Source organism: Campylobacter curvus (assembly GCF_013372125.1).
Classification (GTDB): Bacteria; Campylobacterota; Campylobacteria; order Campylobacterales; family Campylobacteraceae; genus Campylobacter_A; species Campylobacter_A curvus.
The window spans coordinates 343014-359971 of sequence record NZ_CP053826.1 but is presented as its reverse complement, the minus strand read 5'-3'; the positions used below and the strand labels follow the sequence as shown (position 1 = coordinate 359971).

Annotated in this window: 16 protein-coding genes; 4 read left to right on the top strand and 12 right to left on the bottom strand. The window is 45.5% G+C overall.

Annotation, left to right across the window (positions count from 1 at the left end):
• Nucleotides 1-56: 56 nt before the first annotated feature.
• Nucleotides 57-797 carry an EI24 domain-containing protein gene (locus tag CCVT_RS01710; RefSeq protein WP_018137546.1) on the bottom strand — a complete coding sequence of 247 codons (741 nt, stop codon included), beginning with the start codon at nt 795-797 and terminating at the stop codon, nt 57-59.
• Nucleotides 794-1489, bottom strand: coding sequence for a dUTPase (gene dut / locus CCVT_RS01705; protein ID WP_009650678.1), 696 nt, complete (start codon nt 1487-1489; stop codon nt 794-796). Before dut ends, CCVT_RS01710 begins: the two co-directional genes overlap by 4 nt.
• Nucleotides 1490-1622: 133 nt before the next feature.
• Between dut and CCVT_RS01700 the strand changes: the two genes are divergently transcribed.
• Nucleotides 1623-1811: a hypothetical protein gene (locus CCVT_RS01700; RefSeq protein ID WP_011991851.1), complete on the top strand. Its 189-nt coding sequence runs from the start codon at nt 1623-1625 to the stop codon at nt 1809-1811.
• Here the strand turns inward: CCVT_RS01700 and CCVT_RS01695 are convergent.
• Complete coding sequence (locus CCVT_RS01695) at nt 1808-4060, bottom strand: putative bifunctional diguanylate cyclase/phosphodiesterase (RefSeq protein WP_018137544.1); 2253 nt, start codon at nt 4058-4060, stop codon at nt 1808-1810. The two genes, CCVT_RS01700 and CCVT_RS01695, sit on opposite strands and share 4 nt — an antisense overlap.
• A gap of 191 nt (nt 4061-4251) precedes the next feature.
• On the opposite strand from CCVT_RS01695, the gene CCVT_RS01690 reads away from it, so the two are divergent.
• Nucleotides 4252-4788 (top strand): hypothetical protein, encoded by a 537-nt coding sequence (locus CCVT_RS01690; RefSeq protein WP_227898174.1) that lies wholly within the window; start codon nt 4252-4254, stop codon nt 4786-4788.
• Here the strand turns inward: CCVT_RS01690 and CCVT_RS01685 are convergent.
• Together CCVT_RS01685 and ciaB are read right to left on the bottom strand one after the other, a co-directional pair.
• Nucleotides 4781-7102 (bottom strand): EAL domain-containing protein, encoded by a 2322-nt coding sequence (locus tag CCVT_RS01685; protein WP_018137542.1) that lies wholly within the window; start codon nt 7100-7102, stop codon nt 4781-4783. The two genes, CCVT_RS01690 and CCVT_RS01685, sit on opposite strands and share 8 nt — an antisense overlap.
• A 13-nt stretch (nt 7103-7115) precedes the next feature.
• The gene (gene ciaB / locus CCVT_RS01680; protein WP_018137541.1) at nt 7116-8942 is read right to left on the bottom strand and encodes an invasion protein CiaB; all 1827 of its coding nucleotides are present in this window, start codon (nt 8940-8942) and stop codon (nt 7116-7118) included.
• A gap of 301 nt (nt 8943-9243) precedes the next feature.
• Here ciaB and CCVT_RS01675 point away from each other — a divergent pair, with 301 nt between their 5' ends.
• Both CCVT_RS01675 and CCVT_RS01670 read left to right on the top strand, forming a co-directional pair.
• On the top strand, nt 9244-9657 hold the full coding sequence (locus tag CCVT_RS01675; RefSeq protein WP_018137539.1) for an acyl-CoA thioesterase: 414 nt from the start codon (nt 9244-9246) through the stop codon (nt 9655-9657).
• 116 nt (nt 9658-9773) lie between these two features.
• Nucleotides 9774-10421 (top strand): Crp/Fnr family transcriptional regulator, encoded by a 648-nt coding sequence (locus CCVT_RS01670; protein ID WP_009650696.1) that lies wholly within the window; start codon nt 9774-9776, stop codon nt 10419-10421.
• 137 nt (nt 10422-10558) lie between these two features.
• Here the strand turns inward: CCVT_RS01670 and CCVT_RS01665 are convergent, their stop codons facing one another.
• The 7 genes from CCVT_RS01665 to CCVT_RS01635 all read right to left on the bottom strand — a co-directional run bounded on the left by CCVT_RS01665 (nt 10559) and on the right by CCVT_RS01635 (nt 16957).
• Nucleotides 10559-11425, bottom strand: a complete 867-nt coding sequence (locus tag CCVT_RS01665; RefSeq protein WP_018137538.1) for a formate/nitrite transporter family protein — start codon at nt 11423-11425, stop codon at nt 10559-10561.
• 167 nt (nt 11426-11592) lie between these two features.
• Nucleotides 11593-12045, bottom strand: a complete 453-nt coding sequence (locus CCVT_RS01660) for a hydrogenase 3 maturation endopeptidase HyCI (protein ID WP_018137537.1) — start codon at nt 12043-12045, stop codon at nt 11593-11595.
• Complete coding sequence (locus tag CCVT_RS01655; RefSeq protein WP_018137536.1) at nt 12045-12389, bottom strand: formate hydrogenlyase maturation HycH family protein; 345 nt, start codon at nt 12387-12389, stop codon at nt 12045-12047. The genes CCVT_RS01660 and CCVT_RS01655 overlap by 1 nt, the downstream gene beginning before the upstream one ends.
• A complete protein-coding gene (locus CCVT_RS01650) occupies nt 12386-13210 on the bottom strand; it encodes an NADH-quinone oxidoreductase subunit B family protein (protein WP_018137535.1) in 825 nt (274 codons plus the stop codon). Before CCVT_RS01650 ends, CCVT_RS01655 begins: the two co-directional genes overlap by 4 nt.
• Nucleotides 13207-13746 (bottom strand): formate hydrogenlyase complex iron-sulfur subunit, encoded by a 540-nt coding sequence (locus tag CCVT_RS01645; protein ID WP_009650701.1) that lies wholly within the window; start codon nt 13744-13746, stop codon nt 13207-13209. Before CCVT_RS01645 ends, CCVT_RS01650 begins: the two co-directional genes overlap by 4 nt.
• The gene (locus CCVT_RS01640; protein ID WP_018137534.1) at nt 13743-15479 is read right to left on the bottom strand and encodes a hydrogenase large subunit; all 1737 of its coding nucleotides are present in this window, start codon (nt 15477-15479) and stop codon (nt 13743-13745) included. Before CCVT_RS01640 ends, CCVT_RS01645 begins: the two co-directional genes overlap by 4 nt.
• 2 nt (nt 15480-15481) lie before the next feature.
• Nucleotides 15482-16957, bottom strand: a complete 1476-nt coding sequence (locus CCVT_RS01635; protein WP_018137533.1) for a hydrogenase 4 subunit F — start codon at nt 16955-16957, stop codon at nt 15482-15484.
• Nucleotide 16958: the final 1 nt, after the last annotated feature.

Below are 16958 nucleotides of genomic sequence, written 5' to 3'. Positions count from 1 at the left end.
CCTTATTTTATAAAAAACGAGACGGGCTGTCTATTGGACCCGGGTACAATAGACGTCTAAAATTTCAAAACGGCTTGTCTTTGATAGAGCAGATGAGATAAAAATATGACGAAAAATAGCTGCAAAAACAGCCCCGCAAGCGGCACTAAAGAGACCAAATAAAACGCCACGCAAGCAAGCGTGAAGCTAAGCCCGCCGCCCTCTAGCCAAAACAGCTCGAATTTTGGCGCATCGAGTGTGTTTGAGCCCACGTCGATAAGCAGCAGTTTATAATACAAATAAAAAAACGGCAAATTTATGATGAAAAGATTTAAAAACGGCACCAAAAGCAGCGGCAGGCAAATGAGCAAGATCCCGAGAAAATTCAGCACGACTTTAAGGCTTAAATTCAGCACCCTTGCAGTTGAAATTTCGCTTTGTCTGACAATGTCGTAGTGTCTTTTGTTTATCTCTTTTGTCACGACCGGAGTCATGAAGCCCGCTACGATAAGGGCGATGACGACGCTAAAAATCACCACTAAAAATGAGCTTAGGATATAAAAAAACGCGCTTATCACCCATTTCGTCGCGCCAAAGCTCAAAATTTTAAGCCAAAAAGAAAGATATGGCGTATCCTCGCTCAAAAACGAGTAATCGCCCGTACTGGCACCCTCTTGTAGCGCGCTAAAAAGCTCGCCGCCTCCAAAAAACATCAGCCAAGTAAGCAACCCTGCGCTCAAAAACAGCGGCAACAGCGACAAGCTTATAAATTTCGCCGTCCAAAAGTCCCTAAAGCTAAGGCGAAAAAGCTCTATCATTTTACCTTGTCGTATTCGCTTTGAAGCGCCTTGTAAATTTCATCGATGCTGGTGACGCCGGAGCTTAAAATTTCGCTCATTACAGTGTTGTCTTCGCGGCCGTTCCAGACTTTTTGATACGTGCCCTCTTTATAACCGTTGTTTTGACGGAAGCGATTTAGCACGTTTTTAGCGATGTAGCACTCATAAAGCGAATACAAATTCACCCCGCATTTTAGCGACATCGCGAAGTAAATTTTGAGCATATCGTAGATGTTGTATTCAAAGCCGCTGCACTCATGTATCAGCATCTCTACATCGTTCATTATCTCATAGATACTTTCGCTAGCGACATCTAGGGGCTCTTTGCAAAACTCGGCAAATCCGCTAGCCGCGCAGATATTTTGCGCCAGATCCTCGATGCTGCCCAGCTTTTTTAGATAATAAGTCTGCAACATCAAGCTCATTATAAAGTGCCATATATCAACAACCTCGACACGTAAATTTTGCTCGTCGGTCTTGGCCTCTATGCTTTTCCAGTGTTTCCACGCAAAGCTGTCGATGAGCTCGGCACACTCCATATAGATGCAGCGCCTCCAGCTGATGAGCTTGTTTTTGTTCGTGTATCCGTTCTCCCAGCCCTCGCCGTTAGTCTCGTCGTTTAGGCTTTGCTGAAGTTTTAACATTTGCAGTATTATTTCAAATTCGCTCATTTCAAACCTTTAAAATTTTAGTCGATTATAACAAAATTTGTTAAATGAAGCCGAGCTTGCCAAGCTTGACGCAAATCATCATAATCGTAAAATTTTAAAGATAAAATACGCCAAATTTTCAAAAGGAGAAAAAATGAGAGAAAAAGAGATGGTAGTTTGCAACGTTTGCGGACTAAAAAGCACGGAAGATACCAACGCAGTCTTCATCCGCGCTCACAAAAACGGCGAAGAGGTCGATATCTGCACGAGCTGCGTCCCTAGCGTGATCCACGGCTCCGGGATGGTGGTAAAATCAAACGAAGAAATAAAGGCTGAAATTTAAACCGCATTTATGATTTGAGGATTTTGTCTTAAAAATTCCTCAAATTCCTCCGCGCTCATCGGACGAGCCAGATAGTATCCTTGTCCTTCCTTGCACTTTAGCTGTCTTAGCTCATCTAAAATTTCAACATCCTGCACACCTTTAGCCGCGCTCGTTAGCTTCATGGAATTTGCCAGATTTATTATGCCCGCGACGATCTGCGCGTCTATCTTGCTAAATGCCATCTGAGTGACGAAGTCGGCTGCTATTTTCAGGCGGTTTATGCTGTATTTTCTGATATACATCAACGAGGTGTAGCCCGAGCCGAAATCATCGATACAAACGTCTATCTCGTTGCTTTTTAAAAGCTCGAAAATTTTATCTAAAATTTCAGGCGGGTTCATCCACAGCGCTTCGCAAAATTCAAGTTCGAAAGATCTCGGGCTCACGCCAAAATTTTTTGTCATCTGCAAAAAGCTACGTATGAAATTTTCAGACGTACTCTGCGTCGTAGCTACGTTTATGCTGATTTTGGGGATATTTAGCACGTCTTTTTTCCAGCGGCTGACATGCTCGATCGTCTTTAAGGTCGCGTTCATGCAAATGGAGTTTAGTATATCGCCGCTGCCTCTAGCTATGCCCATAAAATCGCTCGCCTCCATTAGCCCGTAGTCCTTTGAATACCACCTAAGTAGCGCCTCCGCGCAAACGATCCTTGATGTATCCAGGTCAAAAACGGGTTGAAAATACATCTGAAAATCTTTTTGTAAATTCGCCTTTCTAAGCGCGATCTCAAGCATCGAGTCAAGATGTATCTTGTTGTCTATCTCGTCGTTATAGACCATCGGGTTTGAGGCGGGATTTTCCTTAGCATAATACATCGCCCTATCGGCATTTTTGATGATGGCTCTAGGCTCGGCCTTGCTCTTTTGCATGACGATATGTATGCCTATGACGCATTTTATGGCGAAGTGATAACGATCTATTTGCATAGGCTCTTCTATCGCGTCCTTTAGCGAGATGCCAAATTTCATGCGCTTAGTCTCGCTGCCAAGCTCCATTTTAGATATCACGATAAACTCGTCCGCACCTATCCTGGCCGTAGTCTCTTGTCTGTTGCAGATGCCAGTTATCCTCCTGGCTGCGGTCTTTAAAATTTTATCTCCGACCTCGTGGCCGTATGAGGCGTTTATGGCTTTAAAGCGGCTTATGTTGATGTAATAAACCGCCAGCTCCTCATTTGATTGCAGCTCGTCACTCGCTCTTTTTAGCTCATTCATCAAAAAGCTCCTGCTGCCAAGCCCAGTGAGATAGTCCTTGTCCGATATGTCTTGAAGCCTTAAATTTGCAAGCATGAGCTCGTTCGTGCGCTCATGAACGAGCTTTTCCATCTCTTGATGTAAAATTTTCTCGTGTTCTAGCATCTTTTTACTAGCCATCGCGCTTTTGATGTAGTAGCTAATAAGCGCGTTTGAAACAAGGAAAAATAACGCCAGTAGCGACAGCATCGAGCCAAAGTCGCTTTGCAGCAAAAGAGGTAAGACGGCGATGATAGGCAGCCATTTAGAGCCGGTCATCAGACCTATGTCTGCGGTAGTGACGCGCTTGTTTTCGGTCTTTAGATAAAACGAGCCAATCATGAGGATGATAAAAGGGATCATATACAAAGAGGAGTAGCCAAAGTCATAATCTTCTATCGTGATTTTGTTGTAAGCTACGTATAAATTTATCATCGTAAATAAGATCCCAAATACGATGAGATAAAAGCCGCTGACCCTGATATAAAGCAGGTTGCTAGTAAAAAGCTCGCTTAGTACGATGAACAAAATAGCGAAATTTAAAGCCATAGCGCACAAAGCGGCGATACTAGTCACGCTGTTTAGGGCTTTTAGGATATCTATGTCGCCTACGATGCTGTATGAGAGCGTGCTAACCAGCAGCAAAACGCTCACGATGTCAAGAAGCACGACCGATTTTTCCTCGGTGTTTGAAAATTTTATGAAAAGAAAGACACCGACCGCGCAAAATACGCCAAACATCGGCAAAAGATACGAGACGTTCAGATAGGCATACTCGCTTTGCGGCCTTATGAGCACGCTTGACTCAAGCGTCCACAAGGCCTCGCAGACCGTCCAAAGAAGCACGCTAAAGCAGGCGATTATCCAATGGATCCTAGGATTTACGGGCTCTATCATCGCGCGGTAGATGTTTGCCGTGATCATGCCAAGACCGATCAGTATGAGTAGATTTTGAACAAGCCCGTAGCCCAAAAACGCTGAAATTTGCGCGGCTATGAATAAAACTCCCGATAGATAAACGGCTTGCTTTTGGCTCTTTGTAAGCGGCGTTTGCGATGCTAGAAAAATGGCTTTTCTCCTGCGTGAATTAAGCTCAAATTATACTAAGTCAATCCTTGCTTTTAGATATAATTATGCAAAATTTTAAATTTCAAGGAAAGCACATGCAAAAAGATATCGTTTTAAAAAGTGAAAATTTACTGGACTATCAGGCTTTCATACTATTTTTCTCAAGGCAGGCCAGGAAGCAATACCTGCTAAACACGTTCGGGATCTCAGGCGAGGCGATGCTGGCCGGATTTATCATAGATATGCTCGCAAAGACGCAGATATTTACTGTCATCGGCATAGTTTTCGGGCTATTTTGGCTCGTTTTTTACCCGATATTTTTAAAAAACAGGCGAAAAGCGGCGCTTAAAAATTTATCCCTTACGCACAATGAAAAGCATATGAAATTCGAAGTCAATGAAAATTTCATCGCCTTTTATGAAAATGAGCCCTCAGAAAATGAGAAATTCAGCTTTGCAAGCGTGAGTGAAATTTACGAGCTTAAAAATATCTTCATCATATTTTTATACGAAAAGATCCACCTCATCATCCCAAAAGACACGGACAGTGCGCAGATGATCAGCCTCGTGGCTAAAAACGCGAACAAGCATATATTAAGGCTTGAAAATTTTGAGTTCAAAAGCCTTAAATAGAGCTTTTGATAAGCTCTTCAAACTCCGCCGCGCTCATAGGCTTGCCCCAAAAATATCCCTGCACCTCGTCGCAGCCGCAGCTTTTTAAAATTTCAAGCTGCGTCGCGTCCTCGACGCCCTCGGCGATAGTTTTTACGTTTATGTTCTTTGCCAGCGAGATGATACTAGTCGCCACATCCTTGTCTATCTCGTTGCTGGCGATGTTATCGACTAGCTCTTTAGCGATCTTTAGCTTATTTATAGCGTATTTTTTGATGTAGCTCATCGACGAAAAGCCCGTGCCAAAGTCATCGATCGAGATACTTATGCCGTTTTGAGAAAATACGCCCAGCACGCTTTGCATTATCTCCTCGGCATTTACGAGGCTAGCCTCGGTTATCTCGATATCAACGCATCTTGGATCGATGTTAAATTCCTTTATGAAGCCCAGGATATCCGAGGCGAAATTTACGTTATCTACCTGCTTTGGCGAGACGTTTATGCCAATTTTTAGGGCGATGGCGTATTTTTGATTCCATGCGCTCATTTGCTTGATCGCCTCTTTAGCGACCCATTTGCCGATGGAATTTATAATGGAGCTTTGCTCGGCGATCGGGATGAAAAGAGCGGGCGAAACAAAGCCTTTTATCGGCGAATTCCACCGTATAAGCGCCTCGGCGCCGATCAGCTTTTTGCCCTCTATCAGATACTGCGGCTGGAAATTTAGCCTGAATTCCCTGTCAAAATTTATGGAATTTAGCAAAATTTCTATGTAGTTTTGCTCTTGTATCATATCCTTGATATCATCGTAAAATACATGCTCGCAAAGCGTGTTTTTCTTGGCGGAATTTAGCGCTGCGCCAGCTTGAGCGATGAGATCCTCGGCTAAAATTTCACTAGTTGCGGTCGTGCTTATGCCTATTTTGGCACTAAGTGAAATTTTATAGCTTTCGATGAGGATAGGCTGACTTATGGCTGCGTGTAAGCGAGTCAAAAACTCCCTGAAATACCCGTCGCCCTTTTGCTTAGCCACCACCATGAAGTCATCTCCGCCAAATCTAGCCAGCAGCGAATTTTTAGGCAAAACAGACTTGATGTTTTTTACCACGCGTGCCAACACCTCGTCGCCCACATAGTGACCGTAAGAGTCGTTCACGCTTTTAAAATGGTTTATATCGATGCTGTAAATATCGATATTTTCGCCAAGAGCTTTGGTCTTTATCATCTCCTCGAGCTTAAGCAGGAAAAACGGGCGGTTTAGCGCGCCTGTTAGAAAGTCGTATTCGCTGAGCTGTTTTAGGCGTTTGTTCGTCTGGCTAAGCTCCTGCACGCGCTCTTCTATCATTTTATCCAGCTTTTGTTTGACGTTTTGCTCTTTGGCGATTAGGAGTTGGTTATTTCTCACGCTTGAGATACTATGCGTCAAAACGGCGTAAGCTAGCATCAAGATCATTATAAATATCCCCCAAGACAGGTCTATCTTGCCCGATATCACGATCGCAAAAGCCAGGACGACAAACAGCAGCAAAAGCTTGTTTATCAAAATTCTATGAAAATCCTCCCTGTTTTTGCGAAATTTCAGCCTCGCCTCGCCTCTTTTTAGATAAAGCGCGGCTAGGAAAAACAAAACGAAAACGAGCTCTAAAACCAGCTCGTAGTTCGTATTTGTAAGATCTTTGCCGTTTGCAGTCATCACGGAGTAATACATATCATAAACGCAAAACAGCCCGAGTGCAGCAAGACACAAAAAGAACGAAAGCCGCCTTTTCATGGTATGCACCGAGAAATACACGATAAAAACAATACAAAACATAACGATATCTACGAAAATATAAACCAAGTGAAAGGCAAAATCAGTGCTAAGCACAAAGCTTAAATCGCGGTCAAATACCACAAACCAAAAAAAGCTCGCGTATATCATCAAGATCACGCCTGCGTCGATGAGTACCTGCGTCCAAAGGCCGCTTTTGTTGCTGCGGATAAAGATCGCCACCGAAGCTGCTAAAAACAAGATGAAAGGGATAAAGTAGATGACCTGGATAAAAAATAGCGCCTCAAGCGAGCTGTTTTCGTGGCTCATGTTGTAACCCGCCCACAGCACATCGGCTACGACCCAGCCTATCACGCCTAAAACTATCCACGCCCAATACGAATTTAAATTTTTAGTCATTTTTAGGCGATATAGCATGATCAGCGCTATCGAGACGTTTAGCAAGATAGAGGTCACGTCGCAGTAAAGCTGCTTGCCGAAATTTAAAACCACTGCGTATGCGCAAAATAAGACCCCGATATATAAAAACGCCGCCTGGTGGCCGTTGCTTATCTTTTTTAGCATTTAGTTTGCTTCCTTAGGCTTTGATATTTTGCCATCTTTCCCGCTCGCCGCTCTCGTCAAGCTCGTTGCCGATAGCCTCGTATCGCTCGTAAAAATGTAAAACGAATTCGCGCGTCGCCTCGTCTTTTGGTAAGAAGCTAACACCGTCTTTTTGGCAAAATTTAGCTAAAAATTCGCTCGCATCGGCCTTTTTGGCATAATGCCCCGCTAGGCGCAGATAGTTTTGCAAGCATGCGGCTTTGAAATTTTGATACGTCGCCTCGCTCATATCTACTTGCAAGCTTTTACCGTCAAATTTAAGCACTTTGCATGAAAAAAGCAAGCTTAGATGTATGAGCCCCTCGCAGTAATACGCCCTCACCTCATCGACCTTCCTCCAGCCAATAAGCCCCACGGCACGTGCTATGAGCTCGTGAAACACGGCCTTTATAAAGCGCTCGTCCTCATGTATGAAAAAATTCACCAACCCGCCCGTCGTGGCCTTGTACTCCTCGATAAATTTAAACACACCGCTTTGATTCATCGCAGCTTCGGTATCCTCAGCGATGAAAAGTATGTGGCCAAACTCATGACCGATAGTCGAGATCTCATAGACTTTTTTCCAAATTTCAGGCTTTAAAAATAAAATTTCGCGCCCAAAATCCAAAAATTCACGGCTGAAAATTTCGCTGCTAAGCTTCATAAAAGGCTTTGCCTTTGCGCTCTCATAGACGTGATCTACAAAAGCGAAAATTTTCTTACCGCATTTTGCGCTCACGCTCTCGTCGTTTGGCACGACCTGCGCGCTAAAAAGCCCGTTTAGCTCTGCAGCGTAATAAATCATCGGCACGCTGATATAAAGCTGCGTGCGCTCGATATTTTCGTTCACCTGCTCGTTCATCTGCGTATCGGCCAAGCCGATCTGCTCGCAGACATTCGCGTAGATTTGCTTCATGTTTTGCTTAAATTCCGCCTCATTCACGCCGCTTTGACCCGCCAGTCTGATGTCCCACTCAAGGGCGACCGCGTGCGTGTATGCGTCCTCGTAGTATTCTAGCGGGTGCCCCGGCTGCAAAGCGCCCCTTACGCTCATCCACGCTATCTCTGCCTCCTGCCATGCGGCGATGACACGGTCGTTTTCACGCTCGCAAAAGGCGTCTTTTAGCCTTTCAAGATACCTTATATAGGCGTTTTGATCGTCATTTTTGGCTAAAATTTTTAAATTTTTTATAGCCTCTTCAAAAGCCGCCCTCACGCGTGCGACCTCTTTTTCAAACGCCACGGCATAAGGTACGAAACTAAAATTTTCGCCGTTTTTGACGACTGCGCCGTAGCTCCTGTCGGCACGCTTGCCCTCAGAGTCCGGCTGAAAAAGCGAATTTCGTAAGATAAATTCGTTCGCCTCGTCAAGACTAGGGAATTTCGCCTCGAATTCTTTGTTCGTGCCGTCTATGATGCGCTCTTGCCAGCTTACTTGCCAGATATTTAGCGCCAGACCGATCTCGTGCATGCCCTGGATGAAAGCAACGCTAAAATCGTCTAAAATTTTCTCCTCTTTTATGCGTTTGATGAGCTCTGCGTGGCGCTTTTCGTATAGATCTTTCACGAAGTCGAACATACGCCCCAATATGCGCTTTTGCTCATCGTCGCTGAAATTTAGCTTTTTTAGCTCGTTTTGCAAGGGGTCGACCTTGAGATCGACTATGCGCCTAAGTAGCGCCACTCGCTCGCTCTTTTGACCTTTTAGCCCGCAAAGTGCGATGGCTGCATTTACTATTTCGTTGTCTAAATCTTTATAAAGTGCGTTCATTTGGGCTTTTTGCTCACGCACGAGCTCGTTTAGTCTTTTAAAATCGTTCATTTTCCAACCTTTAAAAAAGAGAAATTTTATCATAAAGCGTCAAAATTTGCTACAATTTGCGAAAAATATAAAATTTAGGCTTTTTGACGATAAAGTGTTGATATATTTAAAGCTTCGCAAATAGAATGAGCTTGCGACAGAGTGCCTAACATGTAGCACGTTCTGCTCGCAGTTGCGAACGAAGTGAAGCAAAAAATCGCGGTCAGCCTTACGGCTTCCCTGATTTTCGGAGGGCAATGTCGCCGCTCATCCTATTTGGCTACGCTTAATAATACTTTAAGAGCCTAATCAAAGGTCAAAAATGCAAAATTTAAAAGATTTTGGCGAGCCGCGTATAAAGCTGGTCGCGCTCCCAAAAGATACCAACTCCGCAGGAAATATCTTTGGCGGCTGGATAATGAGTCAGATCGACCTTGCCGGCGCACAAGCCGCTCGCGAGGTAGCGCCCGAGCGCGTGGTGACGATCTCGATGAAGGAGGTGATCTTTAAACAGCCGGTATTTGTGGGCGATGTCGTCAGCTGCTACGCCAAGATCATCGGCGTAGGCAAGACCTCTATCACGACGCAGATCGAGGTGACGGCGCTTAGACTAAACAAAGGCGGCTTTAGAGAGAGCGTGCATGTAACAAGCGCCACTGCAACATACGTGAGCGTGACGAAAGACGGCGAGAAAAAGCCGATAGATGAGAACCTAAAAAGGCTTCACGGGTTTTAAAATTTCATCGTTTGCGCTGTTTGGGTAAATTCCGATATTTACGACATAAATTTAAAATTTCAACTGCTTTGAATGATAAATAATGTAAAATCCGAGTTTATATCCAGAGAAAGAACATGAAAAAATCACGCTTAGGCCTACTGCAAACGCAAATTTTGGAAATTTTGAATAAAAGCGAACTTGATAAATTCGAGCTCGAGAATTTGCCAAAGGCAAGCACGATCTATACCGACGATATCAAAGTAGTCATACTAAAAAGCGGGCTGGCAAAGCTATCATTTTTTGAAGAGGGAGAGGAATTTATCCTTTATCATCTGCAAAACGACAATATCGCGGTACTTGACGAAAACTGCGTGATAGAGATACTAGAAGACAGCAAAATTTACCTCATAGACGCCGAGAAATCGGCTGAAATTTTAGGCAACGCCGACTTTGCCAGAGCCTTTTACAAGGCGCTTTTAAACGTCATAACCCTGCAAAATCAAATCATAAAGTCCATACTATTTGAGGACGCGAAGGGCAGGATCGCAAATTTCCTCATCGAGCTTGCAAACGAGCAAGACCTAAAGCAAAACGGCTATCACTACGTGTTTTTGCCATTTTCTCTAAAGGTGCTCTCAAGCTTTGTCGGGCTAAAGCGTCAAAGCGCATCGACTGCGTTTAACGAGCTCATAAAAGACGACATCATCAGGAAAATCACTCCGCACGAGTTTCTCATAATCGACTATCAAAAGTTACAAAGCTATACCAGCTCGAATATCTGAGCGCTTGTAACAAATAAATTTGAGTGTAAATTTAGTAGTTTGCTCTGCTTTATTGTATTTGCAACTTTGGAAGCAAAATAGCAAGTCTATACCCGCCAGCTAGCGTGCTAGCAAAGGCGAGTATAGATGAAATTTAATCAAGCTTTCTTTTTCATATCGAATTTATTTGCCATAAATCCGACGAGACCGACGAAAAATAGTCCGCCGACGATGTTGCCCAGTGTTACAGGTACTAGGTTCTTACCGATGAAGTTGCCCCAGTTTATCACGTCTAGCTTTTCAGCCGTCATACCATGTCCCAAAGCCGTAGCGGTCGCTACTAGATCGCCGCCGTTAGCCGCTAGATAGTGTCCTTTTGCGATGATGGCTTCTGTGATGATGAACATATTTGCCACGCAGTGCTCCATCGAGCAAGCGACAAACGCGCCGATCATCCACATGATGGCAAAAAATTTGCCCGCAAGGTCGTTTTCAGATGTCGCAGTCCAGATAGACATACAAACAAAGACGTTACAAAAGATACCGCGTAAAAAGAGCTCGTGAAACGGTGCGGTGATCTTGCCCACAGCCGCCGGGATGAAATGCTGCAAGATGTAGCCGTCGTATTTTAGCGGCAAGCCGGAGTAATAATACATATACGCAATCAGCGCGCCGCCAACGAAGTTGAATACCCAAACAATGGCCCAGTATCCGATCGTCTTGCCAAAAGGTAGCTTGCCATCGTAAGCGCTCACGCCTGATAGCACGGAGCTCGTGAAAAGATGCCCGCCGTAAAAAACGACCATCATCAAACCACAGCTAAATGTGATGCCGCCGATGAAATTTGATAAGCCTATGGACTGATTTTCAGCCATACCGACGGTCGAGTGAGCCCAGAAAATATCACCCATAGCAATCGCTGCACCTGCCATGATCGCTAGGAAGATCACGGTCGGCAAAGGCGAATGCGCCTTATGCTCCATCGAGCTAGATACGGCTTGCGCGGTGTCTGCAGGATTTAACATGTTATCTCCTTTTATTGTTCTTTAAATAGCTTAAAGACTAAATTTACGGCACTAAACCGCAAATCTACCAACAGGTCTGCTTTGAGATTTGACTAAATTTACAAACAAGATAAATTTAGCCAAACCCTCAAGGCAAACCGACTACCTTAAACGAATCAAAGCCGAATTTAGCCCTGCTCGTTTAAATTCCTCTCGATCTCCAAAATTCTCTCGTAAGCTTTTTGGGCACTATTTTTTGCGCTCTTGCTCAGGCCCTCTTTAAAGTCGAGCACGTTTTCAAGCAGCACGCTAATACCTAAAAAAAGCGTCTTGGGACAAATTTTACGCAAATAACTAAGTAGCACCGGAGTAGGTAGATTGTGCGTCGAGTAGATATAGTCGCGTTCATCACTAAGGTCGAAAAACTCGATCTTACCGTCATCAAATCCACTCATCGCATCGACTACGATAAGAACGTCCGGAGCAAATTCGCGGATATTTGCAAATTCGTTCTCAGGCACGTCCTCGCCGTAAAATACTCTCCAGTCGCTTAAATTTTGCGTGACTATCCGTCCGACCTCATTTCCCACGTCATCATCGCCACGCAGAGGATTTCCTATGCAAAGAAGGGCTTTTCTCATCAAAAATCCTTTCTAAGCACAAGATATCCTTCGCGTAAATTCATCAAAATCTCTTTAAGCTTACACTCGCAAAGCTCGGGCAATAGCTTGACTATATGCTCGGCAAAAATTTCGACTTCAAAATATTTGCTTAAATTTCCGATCTTAAATTTCACGTATTCGCCGGAATTTTGCAAGATCCTCTCAAACTCGGCGTCGTCGATCTCCAAAACCTTTTCGCTAAAGTCGATCGTGCCTACGCCGTGCCCCACGCAAGTGGAGAAAATTTTGATCTCCTTTAGCTCGCGCGGGAGCTTGTCATTATCGTCCATGTGGCGTTTAGTAAGCTTAAAAACTTGTATCATCTCTTGCTCCAAACCTCGCTATCTACGTCGATAGCAAACTGAGCGCCGGCTTTGGCGTATTTTAGATAGACGTCGTTATGTAAAAGCGCCATGCACTCGGCATATCTTGGATCTTCCTCTTTCTTGATCGCCTCGAGCATAGCCGTGCGAGCGGAATTTGGATCATGCACGTCGCTGGCGGTTTTGATGGCGCTCATGTATTTATCAAAGAGCGTCCTGCCAAATATATAACTCATCAGCCTCTTGCTCTCGGCTTGCAAATCGCGCTCAAAGAGGATGTCTCCGATCACTGACTTTTCTACCGGAGGCGGCAAGGTGCTGTCGTCTTCGTAGCTTTTTTTATGAAGCTTTTGATCGATGATGCCAAGAGCCATGCCAAGTCCGTAGATCACACTTGCCGGATGAGGAGGACAGCCCGGGATATAGACATCTACCGGGATGATCTTGTCTATGCCGCCCCAAACGCTGTATGCGTCGTGGAAAATTCCGCCACTGCTACCGCAAGCTCCAAACGCTACCACGATCTTTGGATCAGGCGCCGCCTCATAGGCGCGAAGCAACGGATAATACATCTGCCTAGTCACAGGGCCCGAGCAGATTAAGATATCTGCGTGGCGAGGGTTGGCTACTAGCTTGAAACCAAAACGCTCAGGGTCCCACATCGGCGTGATGGCGGCGAAAATTTCTATCTCGCAGCCGTTGCAGCTGCCGCAGTCTATCCTGTAAACACTGAAGCTTCGTTTGATATTTTTTAAATGCTCTAACTTCGCAGTTAGGTCGTTTGCCGTTTTAATGTCCTGCGGGACTTGATACATACTCATTTTATCGCCTCCTCTATGCCCCTTGTGAGTCTATGAGCGGACTGCGCTTTCTTGCACTCAGGGCAGGTAAAAAGATATTCGTTCGCGTCATCTAGTCTGCCGGGGAGTAAATTTGCCGTTTGTAATTTCTCAAGCGTGAAATTTATGAGCCTTTTTGGCGTGAAAGGCTTGCCGCAGCATTTGCAAGTTTGCATCTCCAGCTCGCCTCGTTGTATGAGCGCGCTTTTGTCAAATTTCACCGCTAGCTCGAAGCTATCGCTTAGCCTCACCGCTCCGGTCGGACAAACCTCGTCGCAGCGTCCGCAAAATATGCAGCGTCCGCAGTCAAATTCCCAAACGAGCCTGTCTTGAGTCTCGTTCATCTTCAGCTCGATGGCATTTGACGGACATGCTATACCGCATGCCGCGCAGCCTATACAAAGCTCGTAAGTGTAGTTTGGCTGACCGCGGAAATTTTCAGGCACGATATATGGCTCAAACGGATACGCATAGGTCGCTTTGCCGTATTTTTCGGTTATGTCAAATAACTTCATCATCTTAAATCCTTTTTACTAACCCCACCGATCTGGCAGAATTTCTTAAGGTCTTTTTCGGTCAAAATTTTGCTCTTTTTGCTCCTTACGTCCACTACTGTCACACGCTCGGTGCATGAGTAGCAAGGATCGAGCGAACATACGATGAGCGCAGCATCAGAGATGTTGTTTCCACGGAATTGATAGCGAAGGCTTGGCCAGTTGTTATACGTAGCCGCGCGACATCTCCAGCGATAGACTTTTTGCGCGCTGCCTTGCATGATCCAGTGGACGTTCTCGCCGCGTGGCGCTTCGTCATGACCAAGGGCGAAATTTTCAGGCTTGATCATCGTTTTTGGATCGATCATAATAGGAGTTTGAGGCATCATCTCAAGGCACTGACGTATGATATGGATGGACTGCTTGAGCTCTTTATACCTTACGATCTCGCGGCTAAGCACGTCGCAGCCATGCTCGACGGCGACTTCAAATTCTATTTGCTTAAAGAAATCATACGGATGATCGTAGCGGTTGTCGCGCTTAAAGCCGGAGCCGCGCATATTTGGACCTACCGGGCTAAAGTCGCGGGCTATGTTGCGATCTAATATACCAACGCCTCTCCAGCGTCCGATCTGGCGCTTATCCTCCATCACGGCATCCCAAATTTCAGAAATTTGAACGTCAAGTTTGTTGATGATCTCGATACCCTTTTTGATCTCGTGGTTCGTCATATCGCGTCTTAGTCCGCCCATTACGACGTTGCCGTATGTCTTACGACCGCCGGTTACCAGCTGAGCCAGCTCCATAGAGTACTCGCGCACCCTAAAGATATGCATGAAAGCGTTATAGTTGCCCGTTACTTCGCAGGCTAGGCCGATATTTAAAAGGTGACTGTGAAGGCGCTCGATCTCAAGGCAGATGACGCGGATAGCTTGTGCGCGAAGTGGGATTTCAAGCTTGATAGCCTTTTCTGCGGCCTCTATACAAGCGATCGCGTGAGCGTAACCGCAAATTCCGCAGACGCGCTCGGCTAGATAGCCCATTTGATCGTAGTTCATACGATTTTCTGCGAGCTTTTCCATACCGCGATGTTGGTAAAATAGGCGGTAGTCGGCGTCTATGATCTCATCACCGTCGCAAAATAGCCTGAAGTGTCCCGGCTCGTCGCTCGTGACGTGCAAAGGTCCAAGCGGCACGTCTACTACGGAATCTCCCGTCGGAAATAAAAATTCCGCATCAGGCTCGTCTCTGTGATCGACCGGATCAGGGCGGTAGCGGTAGTCCATCGCATCTTTTCTAAGCGGGTGAAGGCCGTCCGGCCAGTCATCGCTTAAAACCAAGCGGCGGCGATCAGGCAAGCCCTCGGCTACTAAACCAAACATATCAAAGGCCTCTCTCTCATACCAAACGCAAGCTGGCACTAGCGGAGTGACCGAAGGAAATGTCGGATCTACGCCCGGTATCAATGTCTTTACGGTTATGAAGCATTTATCCTCGGGCGCAAAGTCATCGTCCGCAGTCATCTTCGAGCCTTCCATAGATAAGGCGTAATAAAGCGCGAAACAGCCGTTTATCTCGCGCTCGTCGTTTGGTATCATCGTGCTTATAAAGCCGCCGATATCGTAATACAGCGTCTTTACAGCCAAAGGCAGATCGTTGCGCTCTACGAGGACGGTCACTTGATCGTCGGCTTGGCGAGTCACTTCGAGGATCTTTACCTTCGTTCTTAAAATTTCTATAAATTTATCACCACGCATTTTTAAGCTCCCATCATTATTTTAACGCCGTTTTCGACCAAGGTGTAAAAGCTGTCTACATGCCATACACCAAAGATGATAATAAGCGCACAAAGCGCGATAAGCGGTAAATTTTCCATGAAGCTCATCTCTTTGTTATGGACTATCACGCCTTTTGGTTCGCCAAAGCTCGCCATATTAAAGTGCGCAAAGTCAGCGACGAAGATAACGACAAGCGCGATGGCAAACAGCGCTACGGCGACGTATTGGCCGCTCATTATCGCGCCTTTAAAGACCGTAAATTCGCTGACGAATATCGCGAATGCAGGCACACCGACTAGCGAACAGACAGCAGCGCCAAACATCACAGTAGTTATCGGAGCGATCTTTATCATGCCGCCCATCTTGCTCATATCCTTGTGTCCGTAAATTCTAGCGATGTTGCCGGTAGAGCAAAACGCTAGCGCTTTAGTGAAGCTGTGAGCTAAGCAGTGGAATATCGCTGCAAAAAGCCCGAGCGCTCCGCCGATACCAAGAGCAAATGCTATAACGCCCATGTGAACGATAGAGTGATACGCGAACATCCTCTTTACGTTGTGCTGTCTGATAAGGAAAAAGCCCGCTATGAAAAGCGTGATAGTTCCTGAAACCAGCATGACGCCTTGAACGAACTCAGGACCTACGGCTTGAGCTGTGATAGCGTAATATCTTAAAAGCGCAAGCATCGCGCATTTTAAAAGTACACCTGAAAGCAAGGCTGAAATAGGAGCCGGACCTTCGGCATGCACGTCAGGTAGCCAAGTGTGCGTAGGCGCAAGGCCCGCTTTCGTTCCAAAGCCGATGAGCGCGAAAACAAAGATGAGCTTTGCCGCATCGGGATTTAAATTTTTAGCGTTGCTCATTATGCTGGTAAAGAGCATAGACTCTTTGCCGTCTGCAAGCGTGCTGAACGTAGCGGAGTAAAGAAGCACGGTCGCATAAAGCGCAAAAGCCAGACCTATAGAGCAAAGAACGATGTATTTATAGCCGCTCTCTGTCGATTTTTGATCTTTATGGATGGCGACGAGAAATACTGAAGCCAAAGTCGTAGCCTCGATCGCAGCCCACATAAAGGCGACGTTGTTGCAAATGACGCTTAGTGTCATCGTAAATATGAAAACATGGCAAAGAGCGTAGTATTTTCTAAGCTCGCTTGTATGGATGTGTCCGTCCTCGAGCTCCCATTTCATATAGTAGATCGAATACAAATTCACCAAAAAGCCGGTAACTGCGATGAGGATCAAGAACACACAGCCAAGGCTGTCTAAAAATAAAAATTTATCGTAGCTATATAGTGTGCCTTCGCTTAAGACCTTAGCCACATTGCTAAGCAAAGCCACAGACGTAACAGCCGAAACCACCACGTGAAGAGTGCTTAAAATTCCGTAGCTTTTAGGGCTTAGGAACAAAAGCAACGCACCAAGGAGCGGTAAGATAAGTATCAAAGTCAAACTATCCATC